General features: G+C 62.7%; 8 protein-coding genes. All 8 read right to left on the bottom strand.

What is annotated here, in order from left to right; genetic code table 11:
* Entirely contained in the window at positions 1-3,522 is a 3,522-nt protein-coding gene (locus tag MUN81_RS15955; protein WP_245112072.1) for a glycosyl hydrolase, read from the bottom strand.
* 145 nt (positions 3,523-3,667) lie between these two features.
* Positions 3,668-4,972 carry an L-fucose:H+ symporter permease gene (gene fucP / locus MUN81_RS15950; RefSeq protein WP_245112070.1) on the bottom strand — a complete coding sequence of 435 codons (1,305 nt, stop codon included), beginning with the start codon at positions 4,970-4,972 and terminating at the stop codon, positions 3,668-3,670.
* Positions 4,973-5,106: 134 nt separating this feature from the next.
* A complete protein-coding gene (locus MUN81_RS15945; RefSeq protein WP_245112067.1) occupies positions 5,107-5,562 on the bottom strand; it encodes a MaoC/PaaZ C-terminal domain-containing protein in 456 nt (151 codons plus the stop codon).
* Between the two features lie 158 nt (positions 5,563-5,720).
* Complete coding sequence (locus MUN81_RS15940; RefSeq protein WP_245112065.1) at positions 5,721-6,797, bottom strand: Gfo/Idh/MocA family oxidoreductase; 1,077 nt, start codon at positions 6,795-6,797, stop codon at positions 5,721-5,723.
* On the bottom strand, positions 6,790-7,968 hold the full coding sequence (locus MUN81_RS15935) for a sugar ABC transporter substrate-binding protein (protein ID WP_245112063.1): 1,179 nt from the start codon (positions 7,966-7,968) through the stop codon (positions 6,790-6,792). Before MUN81_RS15935 ends, MUN81_RS15940 begins: the two co-directional genes overlap by 8 nt.
* Before the next feature lie 52 nt (positions 7,969-8,020).
* Positions 8,021-10,402, bottom strand: coding sequence for a CaiB/BaiF CoA-transferase family protein (locus MUN81_RS15930; RefSeq protein WP_245112061.1), 2,382 nt, complete (start codon positions 10,400-10,402; stop codon positions 8,021-8,023).
* A 161-nt stretch (positions 10,403-10,563) separates the two neighbouring features.
* A complete protein-coding gene (locus MUN81_RS15925) occupies positions 10,564-11,724 on the bottom strand; it encodes an extracellular solute-binding protein (RefSeq protein WP_245112059.1) in 1,161 nt (386 codons plus the stop codon).
* Positions 11,725-11,798: 74 nt separating this feature from the next.
* Positions 11,799-15,167, bottom strand: coding sequence for a glycoside hydrolase family 2 TIM barrel-domain containing protein (locus MUN81_RS15920; protein WP_245112058.1), 3,369 nt, complete (start codon positions 15,165-15,167; stop codon positions 11,799-11,801).
* Positions 15,168-15,212 lie beyond the last annotated feature (45 nt).

Below are 15,212 nucleotides of genomic sequence, written 5' to 3'. Positions count from 1 at the left end.
TTAATGAGGTTGCGAGTCAGGAAGTGGGCTGGTGCTGAGGCGCACGGGCCCCAGCAGGCCGGCCGGCAGCAGCGGCTTGTTGGCGGCCGGCGAAGCGGCCGTGGTTTGGGTGAGTCGTTTTTCGGGCGGCAGGCTTTGGTCGCCGATGAGGCGGTTGGCCCAGGTGTTGGTGACGAGGATGCGGAGTTGGTTGTCGCCTTTCCGAATGGCGTCGGTGATGTCGAGGCGGTAGGGAGCGGTCCAGGCAATGCCGCAGGGCTTGCCGTTCACCTGCACTTCGGCGAGGTTGGCGAGCTGGCCTAGTTCCAGCCACACGCGCTGCTGCGGCCCTTTGGCCGGCTTCCACTTGAAATTTTGGCTGTACTCGGCAGTGCCGGAATAATGGCTGATAGTCGCATCCGGGTGCTTGCTCCAATCGGTAAGCTGGGTGAAAGCCACCGGCTGCGCCGGCCCGCCCATTTTGGAGTCGAAGCGCACCTGCCAAGACCCGTTTAGCGTCTGCACTGGTCGCGTTTCCAGCCAGTTCAGGCCCGTGTAAGCGCCGGATTGCGTAGCCGGTTCACGGAAAACCACGAAAACTGAGCCGTTTCGGTCCAGGCGAAGCGGCAGCAGCGTGCGGCCGTTTTCGATTTTCCAGTTGGTAGCCGGGCGAATTTCGCCGGTTACGGCATCCCACAGTTCCGGCTTGCGGCCCGCCACACGCAGACTCAAGTCAATGGTGCGGGCCGAGTCGAGCTGATTTGAAATGAAATAAATGTCGAATTGCGTGTCGGTGCGGTGTGTCCAGGCGATGCCCTTTGCACGCTGGCCGCTGGCGTTTCTGGAAGTGACATCTGGCTCCAAACCGAACACAATGAAAGAGTCGGCTTTGTAAGGTCCAGGCAACACATTCATTGGTTTTAAATCAGCGGTAGAATTGCCTATTTTATAATGGTTAGATAATACTTGAATTGGGCCTGTTGGAGTGTTGTAAGTCGCTATAGGAATTGAAGTGACTATCAATTCTTTCGCCACTTGTTGCACTTGCTTGTCTGCATCCGGAAAGCCACTTAGTGATGGAGAGTGGCTGGTCTGCCGGTTGAGCAAAATAGTGGCCCCAGCCTGCGCCAACTCCCGCAACTTCTTCGCCACTTCCGGCGACATACTGCTGCTGTCCGGACTCATTTTCAGTGCCCCCGGCACCACCAGCAGGCCGTAGCTGGCGCCGCCTGGCAGCACGATGCGGCCGTTTTCCACCTTTGCCAGCCGCAGCAGTGCGTCCTTGTTAAAGGAATCGTAGGCGTAGCCGTGCAACGGGTCCACCAGCATGTCGGCGGTTTCCATGTTGGCCGAAGCGGAGATTTTCTCCGGCTGCTCGCGCATGGGTAGGCCCGCGTTGGCGAGGCGCTTTTGCTCGGCGGCCACGGCCTGCGGGCCGAAAATGCCGGGCAGGTCGTTCACCAGCCGATTGGGCAGGATGGCCCGGCGCGGCGTTTCCTCACCCGTGAACACGGCCACATCCACCACCGGCCGGCCAAGCTGCAGCAGCGCCTGGCAGCGGCGGGCGTAGTCCACCCAGGCGCGGCCGGGCTTCCACCAGGTTTGGTCGCGCTGGAAAAACAGGCCGATGCTGCTCAGCGTCATGCCCGGCTTGCGGTCGAGCCAGGGGTTGTGCGTGAACACGTGATACACCAGGCGATTGACGCCCAGCGCGTAATTACGGTCCTGCAGGGCCTTCAGCATGCCGGGGTGCTCGTCCCAGGCCAGCTTCAACTCCGTAAACGACTCGGCCCCAATGATATTCTTGCCGTAGATGTGCGCCCCTGAAATGGCGTCGAGCATGTCGTTGGGCTTGTCGTGGGTGGGGCTGCGCAGCCAGAATTCGCCCATCGGCACGTCGGCGTTCTGGTAGTGCAGCATGCCGTCGCTCACCATCGTGGGCGCGATGGCCTCGGCCGAAAACGTGCAGCCTTTGGCGTGCGCCAGGTCGCGCAGCGTCACGTAAAATTTGTCGTTCACCAGCTCCGCAATGGTCTGGCGCACATCGAATAGCACCCGCTCCGACTGGTCGGCGCTTTGCAGCGGTACGCCGGCCATTACGGGCAGGTAGGGCAACAGGTCATAGCCGCGTCTCGCCCGAAACTCCGCCGCAAAATTCCCCGACCAGTTCTGCGAGCCGCACTCCCAGCTATCGACGTGGAAGACCTTGAGCACCCGCGCCGCCAGCTCCGGCCCGCCCTGCCGCACGGCCTCGCCAAACCACTTATCAAACTGCAGCCCAACGGCTTCTGGGTTGAATTTATCGCACTCCAGCCCGCGCCCGCCGCCGCCGGTGGTGTTGATTTGGCCGGTGCTGGTGTGGCCCATGCGCAGGATGGTCCAGCGGCCGGCCGGGGCCTGCCAGGTGAGGCGGCCGCTGGCGTCGAGCTTGTCGGTGAGGTTGAGGACGCGGCCCAGCGGCACGCACTGCGCGTCGGGCAGCTGGGCGGGCGTGGTGCGCTCGCTCACGCGCCACACATCGCCGTTTTTGCCCTCGAACTGGTGGATGCGCGCCTCGCCGGATAGCTGGATTTCCGACACTTTCAGGCTCTGCTTCCACTTGGCTGCGTCGAGGTCCTCGGCGCCCGGCTCCGAGCCGGCGGGGTCGTAGGTGAAGCGGAAAAACCGGGCCGTGGTGGCGGGCAGCGCGTGCGTAACGGCGCTACTGTCCTGCCAGCCGCTGCGGGGCGGCTGCAGGCGCGTGAGCGGCCGGAAGGTGCGGCCGTCGTCGCTCACGGCCACCTGCAAGCGGTTGGCCTGGTAGTTATAGCCGTTGGAGCGGATGCGGATGCTGCGGCAGGTAAACGGCTGGTCGAACGCGTATTGAATCCAGCCCGGCTCATTGGTTTTGAAGCCTTTTTTGTTGCCTTGGGTCGCCAGCAAGTCGATGTTTTCGCTGGTTAGGCTGCTGGTAATCTGCGGCTTGAGGCTGGCCGTGGAAACGCCGCTGCCGGTGGGCGTGGGGTAGGCGTACACGGCAATGTCGCGGTAGTAGCCCTGCACGGCGGCCGGCCGGGGCAGGTTGATAGCCAGCTTTTTACCGCCCGCCACCGGCGTTTGGGTCGATACCACGTGCTGCATCGACAGCTCCGGCGTAATCCACGGCCCGCCCGCCAGCGCAAAGCCGTCGCTCACGTGCATGGCTAGCTTCAACCCCAGCCGGTCGGCTTCCTGCATCGAGTGTTTCACCATCGCCCACCACTGCGGCGACAGCTGCCGCGCCGGCGGCGAGATGGCCGGCGGGTTCTCCACGTCCTTTATCGGCATCAAATACGCCCCGCCGATGCCGGCTTCCTTCATGGCCGCCAAATCGGCGGTGATGCCCGCCGGCGTCACGGCCCCATTCATCCAATACCAGAACACCCACGGCCGCGCCGCCTCGGGCGGGGACTTGAACAAGGCTTCCAAATCGGGCGCTTGCTGGGCGCGCACCGGGGCCGGCAGCAGGCCGAGCGTCGGCAGCGCGAGCAGCAGGAGCGTCTTGGGGAGCAAGCGGGTTTTCATTGTGACGTTGAATTTGTTAGGTCGTCATGCTGAGCGCAGTCGAAGCATCTCTACCGCTTCGTTGCCCTTTTGATGGAATTGATTGCTGCTGCGGTAGAGATGCTTCGACTGCGCTCAGCATGACGTATTAGGTTGCGCAGACGGCCTATACCAGCCGCCCCTTCACCCGGTAGCCGTACATGCCAAACAGCAGAATCACCAGGTAGCAAACCATCGGGATGAGGTAGCCAATTTGGATGTTGTCGCCGCGCATATCGATGAGCGTGCCCATGAGGGGAGGCATGATGGCGCCGCCCACGATGGACATCACCAGCCACGACGAGCCGGGCTTGGTGTCGTCGCCGAGGCCGGCGATGCCCAGGGCGAAGATGGTGGGGAACATAATGCTCATGAAAAAGCCCAGTCCGCCTAGCGCGTAAATGACGTAGGCCCCGTCGCCGAACACGGCCACTGCGCACAGCGCCATGGCGACCACGGCATAAATCGACAGCAGCCGCTGCGAGGCGATGTACTTCAGCAAAGCGGTGCCAATGAAACGGCCCACCATAAACAGTAGGCCGTACACGGCCAGGTAGTAGCCGGCCGTTTTCTCATCCACGCCGGCGCCCTGCTTGGCCATCCGGATGAAGAAACTCGTGACGCACACCTGTGCCCCCACGTAGAAAAACTGCGCCACCACGGCCCAGGTGAGGTGCCGGTGTTTCAGCACCGCGAAGAAGCCGCCGCCTTCCGAGGGCTCGGCTTCGGCGGCCCGCACCTCGGGCAGCTTGCTGAAAAAGAACAGCACTGCCACGGCTACCAGCACGCAGCCCAGCACGATGTACGGCAGCTTCACGGCCGCGGCTTCGTGGTTGAGGTAGGTGCTGCGGATGGCCTCGGGCATGGCGGCCAGCTGGGCCTTGGTGTACTCCTTGCCCGACAAAATCAGGTTGGCGCCGATGATAGGGGCCACAAAAACCGCCAGCCCATTGAACGAGGCTGCCAGGTTCAGCCGGCTCGTCGACGATTCGGGCGGGCCGAGCACGGCGGCGTAGGGGTTGGCGGCAGTTTCCAGCGTCGTTAGGCCGCAGCCGATGATGAACAGCGCGGTCAGAAACAGGCCGTAGGAGCGGGCATCGGCGGCGGGCACGAACAGAAAGGCTCCGCCCGCGAAGGCCAACAATCCCAGGATAATGGTCGTCTTATAGCCCAGCCGCTTGAGCAGGACTCCGGCCGGAATGGCCATCAGGAAGTAAGCCAGAAACACGGCCGTATCCACGAAGGTGGACTGCCGGTTGTTGAGTTGGCAGGCTTTCTGGAGGTGCGGAATCAGGATAGAATCGAGGCTGTGCGCCATGCCCCACAGGAAGAACACGCCCACCACCAAGCTAAACGGCAGCAAATAGGTGCGAGCACTGACGGGGCCGCCCGTGGCAACAGGTGGCGGAATGGAAGCGGGAGCAAGGGCCATTGGGTGGGATTGAGTTACAGAAATTGAAAAAATAACGTCATGCTGAGCGTAGTCGAAGCATCACTACCGCTTCGCTACTTCGATTTGATTGCTAATGCAGTAGAGGTGCTTCGGCTGCGCTCAGCATGACCGTTTCATTGGTTGTCCGAAGCGCGCAATTTCACCACCAGCAAATGGTCGCAGGCCAGCACCACTTCGCCGTGCTCGTTGATGACTTGCACGTGCTCGGTCACGGTGCCGTAGCCCGGCTTTTTGCCTTCTTCTTTGGCCGAAATTGTGACTTCGGAATGGATGGTATTGCCGATGAACACAGGCTTGATGAAGCGCAGCCGGTCGTAGCCTTTGGAGAAGGCTTCGGGGTTAATTTCGGAAGCGGTGAGGCCGATGCCGATGCTGAAAATCATGGTGCCGTGCGCGATGCGCTGGCCGAAGGGCTGGGTTTTGCACCACTCCGCGTCGAGGTGATGCGGGAAGAAGTCGCCGGTGTGTCCGGCGTGGACCACGAAGTCGGTTTCGGTGACGGTGCGGCCGAGGGTCACGCGTTTCTCACCAAGGGTATAGTCTTCGAAAAAGGTGGATTTGAAATACATAGGTTGGTTGTCAGTCGGGTGTTGTCAGGGCCAGTTAATAAGGATGTCATGCTGAGCGCAGCGGAGCGAAGTCGAAGCATCTCTACTGATGAACTAACCCCTGACGCTAGCAACGAAGCGGTAGAGATGCTTCGGCTGCGCTAAGCATGACAGTTATTTTATGTTGCTGCGGTTTCGCCGTCGCTCGATGCATAAGCCGCCTCCACCACGGCCATCGTCTTAATGACATTCTCCACACTGGTCGGCAGCACGTCAGTCTCTCCGTTTTTGAACCGCATCAGGCTGCCCATTGTGCCCATGAAGGCGTCCGGAAACCACGAGCCTTCCAGCGCCACGGTGTGCCACACCGGCTTTTCGCCTTCGCGCATGAGGCAATATTCAAACTTGTCGGGCACCCCGTGGGGGTAGTTCATCAGCAGGCCCATGCGGGCTTTGATGGCGCCTTTCGTGCCCTCCCACTTGATGAAGCTCTCCTGGTTTTCGGGGCCGAAGGAGTGGTCGTGGTTGGTGTTGATGACGGCGTGCATGGTGTCGCCGTAGTCAAACAGAATGGTGGAGCGCGACGACGACAACGCCTTAGCCGGATGCCGCAAAGTTTTGGCCAGCACGCGGCGCGGCTCGCCCAGAAAGCTGCGAATCAGGTCGATGTAGTGGATGCTGTGGTACTGGATTTCGAGGCGCGGGTGGACCATCACGTGCGGGAACAGCTCCCAAGGCGTTTCCAGCGTCACGCGCACTTCCATGTCGTATAGCTCGCCGATGAGGCCCTGGCGCAGCATTTCGCGGGCGGCGGCAACATAGGGCGCAAAACGCAGCTGGCAATTGATAGCGGCGGCCAGGTTCTTGCGGCGGCACACCTCCAGTATCTCCTGGCTCTGCCAGAAATAGTCGCCCATCGGCTTCTGAATCAGTACGCCCGCTCCGTCGGGCAGCTGGTTCAGCGTTTCTACAAACTGCTCGGGCATGATGGTGACGTCGTACACGGCCTCGGCGGGCGCGTGGGCCACGGCGTCGGCCACCGAGTCGTACACGTGTGGGATGCCCCAGGCGGTGGCCAGCTTTTCGGCCCGCGCCCGGGTGCGGTTGGTGATGCCGACGACCTCAAAACCGGCCTTGCGGTAGGCCGGCAAATGCGCGTCATTCACAATGCCGCCCGCCCCGATGATGACGATGGGCAACGGCCGCTGGGGCAGCACGGGCAGGTAGGGAATCTCAGTGTTTTCCAGCTTAAACATGGTCGAGCGCGTTAATTTTCTGTTGGCCGGCGGCAAGCAGTTCCGCTACCGGCGCATCGGTGTTGATGGCCTGCAGCACCACCTCGTCGATGATGTTGGCAAGCTGGGCCCAGTTGGCTTTGGGCGGGAGGCTTTGGGCCTGCTGGTGCAGCATTTCGAGCTTGTGGTAGTAGGGCACGAGGGCGTTGATTTCCGGGTCGTGCCAGGTGGAGAGGCGGCAGCCAATGCCGCCTTCCAGCGTCAGCAGCTTGTCATTTTCGGGGCGCGTGGCGAAGCGGAGGAAGTCGTAGGCCACGTCCTTGTGTCGGCTGCCCGCCCCGATGGCGTAGAGCCAGTACACGTTCAGCGACGCCGACTGCCCGCCCGCGCCGTGCGGAATGCGGGCAATATCGACGCGGCCGCGCACCGGGCAGGTTGCGTCCACATCGCACACGGCCGCAAAGCCAAACCAATTCACCATCATCGCCGCTTCGCCCCGCGCAAACGCCTGCCCGGCCGCCACCGACTCGTACTGCATGGTCTGCGGGTGCCCGGCGGCCTGGTCGCGCAGCAGCTGGCGGTAGAAGGCGAGGCCGTCGGCCGCCGCCGCGCTGTCGATGCGGACTTGGCCCTGCGCATCCATCAGCCGGCCGCCCCGCGTCCAGAGGTGCAGGCAGAAGTCGAACACCGTGTTGTGGCCGTCGGGGAAGCCGGCGGCCACGAAGCCGAACAGGTTGTCGGCCGGCCGCTGGAAGAAGCGGGCTACCGTCTGGAAGTCGTTCCAGGTTTCGGGCACCTGCAGCGGCCGGCCGTGCAGTTGCTGGAAACGCGCCTGCTCTTGCGGGTTCTCAAACAGGTCTTTGCGGTAGATGAGGCACTCCGGCCCGTCGTGAAATGGCAGGCCCACGGTGGCGTCGCCCATCTGCTGCATGGCCAGCAGCGAGGGGCTCCAGCCGATGGGAAAATCGGCGGGCGGGTTCTGCCGGAGGTAGGGGGCGAGGTCTTCGAGCGCACCGGTGCTGGCGGCTTCCGGCAGCCAGTCGGTGTTGATGTGGGCCACGTCCCAGTCGCCCTTCAGCAAGCCCTTTTCGGTGAGCAGGCTGGCGTAGAGCTGGTGCAAGTCCATCGGCACCATTTCAACGGCTAGTTCGCAGCCGGTTTCCTCACAAAAGCCAGCCCACAGCTTCGCCATAGCACTCTCGAAAGGGCCAAACTGCCGCACGGCAATTCGAAATGGAGGCTGCTCAGGCATCATGGCGGAGGGCTTGCGGGGTGGTGATTTCACGCAGCAGGGCGGCGTTGTCCTGGCCCAGCTGCGGGGAGCCTTTGGGCGACGTCAGCAGTTCGCCGTCGAGGCGGATGGGGCAGCGGGTGGTGCGGTAAGCGTAGCCGTCGGCCATCGTCACCTCCTGCACCATGTTCAGCGCTTGGAAGCCTTCGTGAGCCAGCAGCTTATCCCAGGTCAGCACGTTGGCGCACCAGATATCGGCGGGCTCCAGGATGGCCAGCCAGGCTTCGGTCGTGTCGGTACGCAGGTGCTCGGCGAGCGTGGCTTTTATGGCGTCGCGCTGGGTGAAGGCCTGGGCAGGTTTGGGGTAGGCCAGCAGTGCGGGGCAGCTAAGCAGCTGGCTCAGCTTCGGAATCGAGCCCATGGCCAGGGCCAGAAAACCGTTGCTGGTCTGGTAGATGCCGTAGGGGGCGCCGAGGTAGGCATGGGCGTTGTTGTGCCGGGTGCGCTCGGGCAGCGCGCCGCCGTCGTTGAAGAAAGTGGTGATGGTTTCGAACTGGAAATCGAACGCTGATTCCAGCATGCTCACCTGCACCAGGCCGCCCTCGCCGCTGCGGCCCTGGCGCACCAGGCAGGCCAGTAGGCCTTGCGCGAGGTGCGCGCCGGCCAGCATGTCCACGATGGACAGGCCCATGGGCACCGGGCCGGCCTCGGCGTTGCCGCTCAGCCAGGTCAGGCCCGATACGGATTGCAGCAGCAGGTCCTGGCCGGGCTTGTCGCGCCAGGGGCCTTCGGGGCCGTAGCCGGAAATCTCACCGTATACCATGTTGGGATTCTGCGCTTTCACGCGGGCGTAGTCGAAGCCCAGGCGCTCCATCACGCCGGGGCGGTAGTTGTGCATCACCACATCGGCCCGGCGCACCAGCTCCCACACCTGCTCGCGGTCGGCGGCGTTTTTGAGGTCGGCCGCGAAACTCTCCTTGTTGCGGTTGATGGCGTGAAACACCGACGATTCGCCATTCATGATGACGTTCGAGGTGTAGAGGTGCCGGCAGATGTCGCCCGTTTCGGGCCGTTCAATCTTGATGACGCGGGCGCCCAGGTCGGCCAGACGTAGGGCGGCCGAAGGGCCGGAAAGGAACTGGCTGAAATCGACAACCAGCAGGCCTTCGAGAGGCCTTTTTTCTGCCTGAACCACAGTTTTTGCATCCGCTTTTTCGAAGGAGACCGGGGAGATGGTACCAGCAGTAGCTAAGCTAAATTCTTCCTTAATCGCCTCTGTGTGCCGCCCTGGCGTAGGCGCCGCTTTGGTCGAATACAGCTTTTTACCATCAATCCGAATGGGGCAGCGCGTAGTAGCTAGGTGCTGCCCGTCGCTCAGCTTCACCAGCTGCTGCATTCCCAGCACCTCGTAGCCGGGGCTGCTGGTGGCTTGCTGGTAGTTCAGCACCTCGGCGCACCAGATGCCCAGCGGCTCCAGCTGCTCTAGCCACTCGGCGGTGGGTTGTTCGCGCAGGGCGGCGGCGAGGCGGGCGGCGATGTCGTCGCGGCCATCGAACCAGGAACTGGCGGTGGGGTAGTCGGCCAGAATGCCCGTGCTCAGTTTGGCATCGAGTTTATCCAGATTGCCCATGGCCAGGGCCAGGTAGCCGTCCTGGGTTTGGTAGATGCCGTAGGGCGCGCTGAGGTAGGCGTGGGCGGTGCCACGGGCCGCGCCGCGCTGGGGCAGCTGGCCGCCGTCGTTCAGGTGAGTGGTCAGCAACTCAAATTGCATGTCGAGCACCGATTCGAGTAGACTCACTTCCACCAGCGCGCCCTGGCCGGTGGTGCCGCGCCTGAGCACGGCCGCCAGCAGCCCCTGCGCGAAGTGCGAGCCGCAGATGATATCGGCCACCGCGATGCCAAAGGGCGTGGGGCCGTTGTGCTTCGTGCCCGATAGGTAGGTGAGGCCCGACATCGACTGGATAAGCAAATCCTGCCCCGGCTTGCTGGCCCAGGGGCCGGTGGGGCCGTAGCCCGTCACCACGCCGTAGATGATGCGCGGGTTCAGGGCTCGTACGGCGGCATAGTCGAGACCGATTTTCTCCATGATGCCCGGCCGGAAGTTGTGGGTCATGATATCGGCCTGCGCCAGCAGCTGCTTCACCTGCGCCAGGTCGTCGGGGTTTTTCAGGTCGGCGGCGTAGGATTCCTTATTGCGGTTGATGGTGTGAAAAACCAGGCTGCTGCCTTCCACAAACAGGTTTTTGATGGCAATCTGCCGGCCGGCCTCGCCGGTGCCCGGCCGCTCAATTTTGATGACGCGCGCGCCGAGGTCGGCCAGCCGCAGGCCTGCCGAGGGAGCGGCCAGAAACTGGCTGAACTCGATGACTAACAGGCCGGAGAGGGGGAGGGACATATACTTGTTTTGATACTGTTTCAGGACGTCATGCTGAGCGCAGTCGAAGCATCTCTACCGCTTCGTTGAACGACTTAGACGAAACGGTAGAGATGCTTCGACTGCGCTCAGCATGACGAGCTGGGTGTTGACGTTCTTTTGAATCACATGATTCGTGTGATTCACGCCATCGTTCGGGATTTCACATATAACTCGTTCAGCTCGCGCAACAGCGCCCGCTCATCGCCGCCATTCATCAAATACTGCCGCACGGGCTCGCCGGCGTGGTCCTGGAAGAACATGTGGCCGTGGTAGCGCGGGCGCAAAAAGGCGCGCTGCAAGGCCGGAAGCGTGGCGCTGAAGTAGTTGCTGGACTGTGCATTCACCTGCTCATCCTGCCAGGCGCTAAGGTGGCCGGGCTGGCCGCCGTTGTCGAAATACAGCGTTTGCTGGCAGGTGGGCGAGGCCACGAATTCGGCGTAGCGCACGGCGGTTGCTGCCTCGCTGCATTTGGCTGAAATGGCCAGGCCGGTGCCGCCGAGGGTGCTGCGCAGGCGCGGGCCGCCGGGCGTGAGGGCCACCATGTCGTGGAAATGCAGCAGACGGCGGGCGTAGCCGCGGCGGGCGTAGTTGGAGTAGCCGTAGGCAAAGGGACAGTAGGCCAAGGCGTCGGTCTGCGTCATGGCCTCGTACACTTGAATGGGGTTGCGGTGGAAGCAGGCCGGGTCCACTTTGCTGGCCAGTTCGCGGAACATCTGCAGGACCTGAATGCCTACAGCTTCGCTCACCACCTCGTTTTCGCGCTGGCAGGGGTCTTCGCCCAGCGAGCAGCAGAACATATAGAAGCTCATCAGCGTGTCGATGGGGATGAGCGAGAAGGCGACAAGGCCGCGGTCGGCCAGGGCCAGCAGGTCGGCGAAGGTGTCGGGCAGGGCGAGGCCGTGCCGGGCCAGCAGGTCGGGGCGGCTGGCGGCCACGGGCGTGGCCGCGTCGATGGGCAGGGCCCACTGGTGGCCGTTGAAGCTGTAGCTCTCGAAGGAATGGCCCACGGTGTTGGCCTGCTGGTCAGCCAAGAACTCGGCGGGCAGGTACTCATCCAGCGGCAGGATGGAGCCGGTGCGCGCCGCAAATCCGGCCCACGGGTGGTCAATTACGAGCAAATCGAACCGCTCGGCCAGCTGCTGAATCGACTCATCAGCAAACTGCTGCAACGAGCGTTTCTCCCAAGTGATGTGGACGTTGGGGTTCAGCTCGGCGAAGCGCTGGGCAGTGGCGGCCATCGGCACGAAGCCGCGGCTGTGGTTCCAGGTGATGCCTTTGAGGTGGATGGGTTCGGAGGGCATTTTGGGGTGGGTTGTTGAACGTCATGCAGAGCGCAGCGAAGCATCTCGCTCGCTTCGTTGCAATTGGTAGTTGATTATTTCAGCACGCGAGATGCTTCGCTGCGCTCTGCATGACGGCCTAATTGGCTATCAAACCGAACACTCCGCGCCAACCTGCTCGCGTCCGTTTTCCCGTTCACGGGCAGCAGGTAGAAACTGTAGCTGTAGGGTTTCGAGGGCAACTGGTATTTCTCAATCGGGGCGGCCTGGGCGTCCCAGCTGGTGTTGCCGCCCACACCCATTTGGGCTAGGTCGATGTTGAGGGTGAGGAAACCGGCGTCTTTCAGCTTGTTGGTGTGGCGGGCCGTCTGAATGTTCTGCTCGGTGTGGGGCCAGGCGTTCATGCTCAGCAGGCTGTCGGCCACCACGAGCAGGCCGGTTTTTTGCTGGTCGGCGAGCTGCATCCAGCGCACGTCGGTGCGGTTGGCGTACTCCATCGGCACCACGTAGGACTCGGCAAACTCGGCCAGCGGCTGGGTGTAGATGCCTGCGTCGAAGCCGTAGCGGCGGTCGATGTAATTCTCCATCGGGCCGCGGCCATAGTAGCTGACGTTATCGTAGGCGCGCTTGATGCCCATTTGCATGCCCACGCGCGGGATGTTGGGCAGGCCGGCGGCAGGCGTGAGGGCGTACATCACGCGTAGCGTGCCGTCGCCGTTCAGGGTGTAGGTCACGCGCACGGTGGTTTTGTCCTCGATGAGGGTGTAGGTACTGGTGAGGCTGGGCCGGCTGGGTTGCGACTTATCCAGCGTCAGGCTTTGCAGCTTGGGGGCGGCCGTAAACCACTCCTTCAGCTTCTTGTCGGCCTTCCAGCCGCGGCGGTCGTTGTCGGTGAGGGGGCGGGTGAAGTGGGGCAGGAGCGGAACGGCCAGCTGCTCGGTGCCCTGGTAGCGGTAGGAGGTGAGCGCGCCGGTGGCTTTGGCAATGCTCACCTGAAAGTCCTTGCCGCTGAGCACGTAGGCGGCGGCGTCGTCACGCACGGCCACGGCCGGGTAGGTTTTGGCAGCTTTCGGCGCCTCAGCCAAGCCGGTAAGCGCAAACTGGTTGCTGGCTACTTCGTGGCCCTGCGCGGCCCAGGCCGTGGCCTGCGGCAGCGCGAAGGAAATGGTGGCCAGATACTCCGCGCCCGCCTTCATGTTGGGCAAGTAAGGCTTGAGCGAAATAACCGTGTCGCGCCCGGCGGCCAGCCGCAGGCGCGGCAGCAGCTTGGTCGAAATAACGCGGCCGTCCTCGCGCACCACCAAAGTCGTGGCGTAGTCGGCCAGCGACTTGCTGGCGTGGCGGTTTTCAACCTTAATCAAGCCTCGGGCCGCATCCGTCAGCGTGCATTCGGCGGGCTGGTACACGCGCTTGCACTCGTAAATGGCCGCGTGCGGCCGGCCATCCGAGGCCACGATGCCCTTGATGGTGAAGTCGTCGTAGTACTTCTCCTTGAAGTCGCCGCCGTAGGCGTAAAACGCCGTGCCCGTGGAGTCTTTCTTCAACAGGCCCTGGTCTTTAAACTCCCAGATGCAGCCGCCGATGATGCGCTTGGTGCGCCGCCAGATGTCCCAGAATTCCTTCATGTTGCCGGTGGCGTTGCCCATCGAATGGGCGTATTCGCAGAAGAAAATGGGCCGGTTGTCGCCGTTTTGCTGGTTGGCCAGCAGCTCGGCCGTAAACAGGCCGGGGTACATGCGGCTCACCATGTCCACGTAAGCCTGGTCGCGCGGCACCTGGATGCGGTAGGCGTGGTTTTTGGGGTAGTTCGGGTCGTTGGGGTCGATGTAGCCGTCGAGGTGCGGGTCGCCCATGGCGGGCTCGTAGTGGATGGGCCGGGTGATGTCAAAATCGTGCAGCCAGGCGGCCATGGCGGCGTGGTTGGGGCCGCGGCCGCTCTCATTTCCAAGGCTCCAGAAGATGATGCTGGGGTGGTTTTTGTCGCGCAGGGCCATGCGCATGCTGCGCTCCTGGTAGGCGGTGGTCCAGGCCGGGTCGTTGCTGAGCTTGGAGCCCAGGCCGTGGGTTTCGAGGTTAGCTTCGTCGATGACCAGGATGCCGTATTCGTCGCAGAGGTCGTAGAAGTACGGGTCGTTGGGGTAGTGGCTGGTGCGGATGCAGTTGAAATTGAACTGCTTGAGCGTGCGCACGTCCTGCCGGATGTCGTCGCGGCTCACGGCCATGCCCTTGGTGGGGTGGTGGTCGTGGCGGTTCACGCCGTAGAGGTAGGTCAGCTTGCCGTTGATGAGCAGCTTGCCGTTGTCCTTCGAAAACTCGATGCTGCGGAAGCCCACCTTGCAGCTCTTGGCCTCCAGCACCGCGCCGGTCTGGTCGGTCAGCGTGAGCACCAGCGTGTAGAGGTTGGGGGCCTCGTCGCTCCACTTCAGCGGGTTGCGCACGGTGGTTTCGAGCAGGCCGAACTTGGCGTTGTCGAGGCGGGGATAGGGCTCGTTGATGATGCTCTCGGCGGTGCGCTGCAAGGGTTTCTCCAACACCGGTGCGCCCGTTTTGTCGAAGAGCTGGGCCCGCACTTGGTAGCCGGAAATGTCGTTGTTGCCGGTCAGGTTTTCGAGGCGCGGGCGGATGCTCAGCACGGCGTCCCGGTACTGCTTGTCGAGCTTGGCCTGCCAGTGAAAGTCGGCGATGCGCAGCTTGGGCTCTGCCAGCAGCAGCACCTCGCGGAAGATGCCGCTCAGCCGCCAGTGGTCCTGGTCTTCGAGGTAGGAGCCATCCGACCAGCGCATTACCTGCACCGACACCACGTTTTCGCCGCTTTGCAGATACGGCGTCACGTTAAATTCCGACGGCAAACAGCTGTCCTCGCCGTAGCCCAGAAACTTCCCGTTCACCCACACCTTAAACGCCGAGCTGACGCCCCCGAAATGCAGCGTCACGTTCTGATTTTGCCACCCGGCCGGCACCGAAAACGTGCGCTGGTACGAGCCCACGCCGTTGTAATCCTGCGGCACCAGCGGCGGGTTCACGGGCCGAAACGGGTACTTGGCGCTCTTGTAAATGGGCAGGTCGTAGCCATTCATCTCCCAGTTCGACGGCACGGCCAACTGCTTCCAGCCACTCACGCGGCTTTTGTAGAAATCCTTGGGCGCATCGGCGGGTTTTATCGCAAAGTTGAAATCCCACAAACCGTTGAGCGACAGCAGGCGCGGTGTCCTGTCGCGGTTGCCCGTCAGCGCGTCCTTTTCAGTGGCAAAGGAGTAAGCCGTGGCCCGCGATTTATCGCGGTTCAGCTCCGTAATCTGCGGAATCTCCCAGGCGTTGCCCACGGGTCCGTCGTAGATTTTGGGTGGGTTGGAAACGCCGGGGAAGAAGTACACGCTGGCTTCCTGGGCGTGGGCATTTAGGGCTAAGAAAAAGCCAACCAGAACCAGGTAGAGACGCGACACTTCGCGTCTCGGCGTTGCCAAACCTGCGCGATTGTATTCGTTCCGACGGGAGACGCGAAGTGTCGC

The organism is Hymenobacter sp. 5317J-9 (assembly GCF_022921075.1).
In the GTDB taxonomy this organism is placed as follows: domain Bacteria; phylum Bacteroidota; class Bacteroidia; order Cytophagales; family Hymenobacteraceae; genus Hymenobacter.
This window is presented reverse-complemented; position numbering and strand designations above follow the sequence as displayed.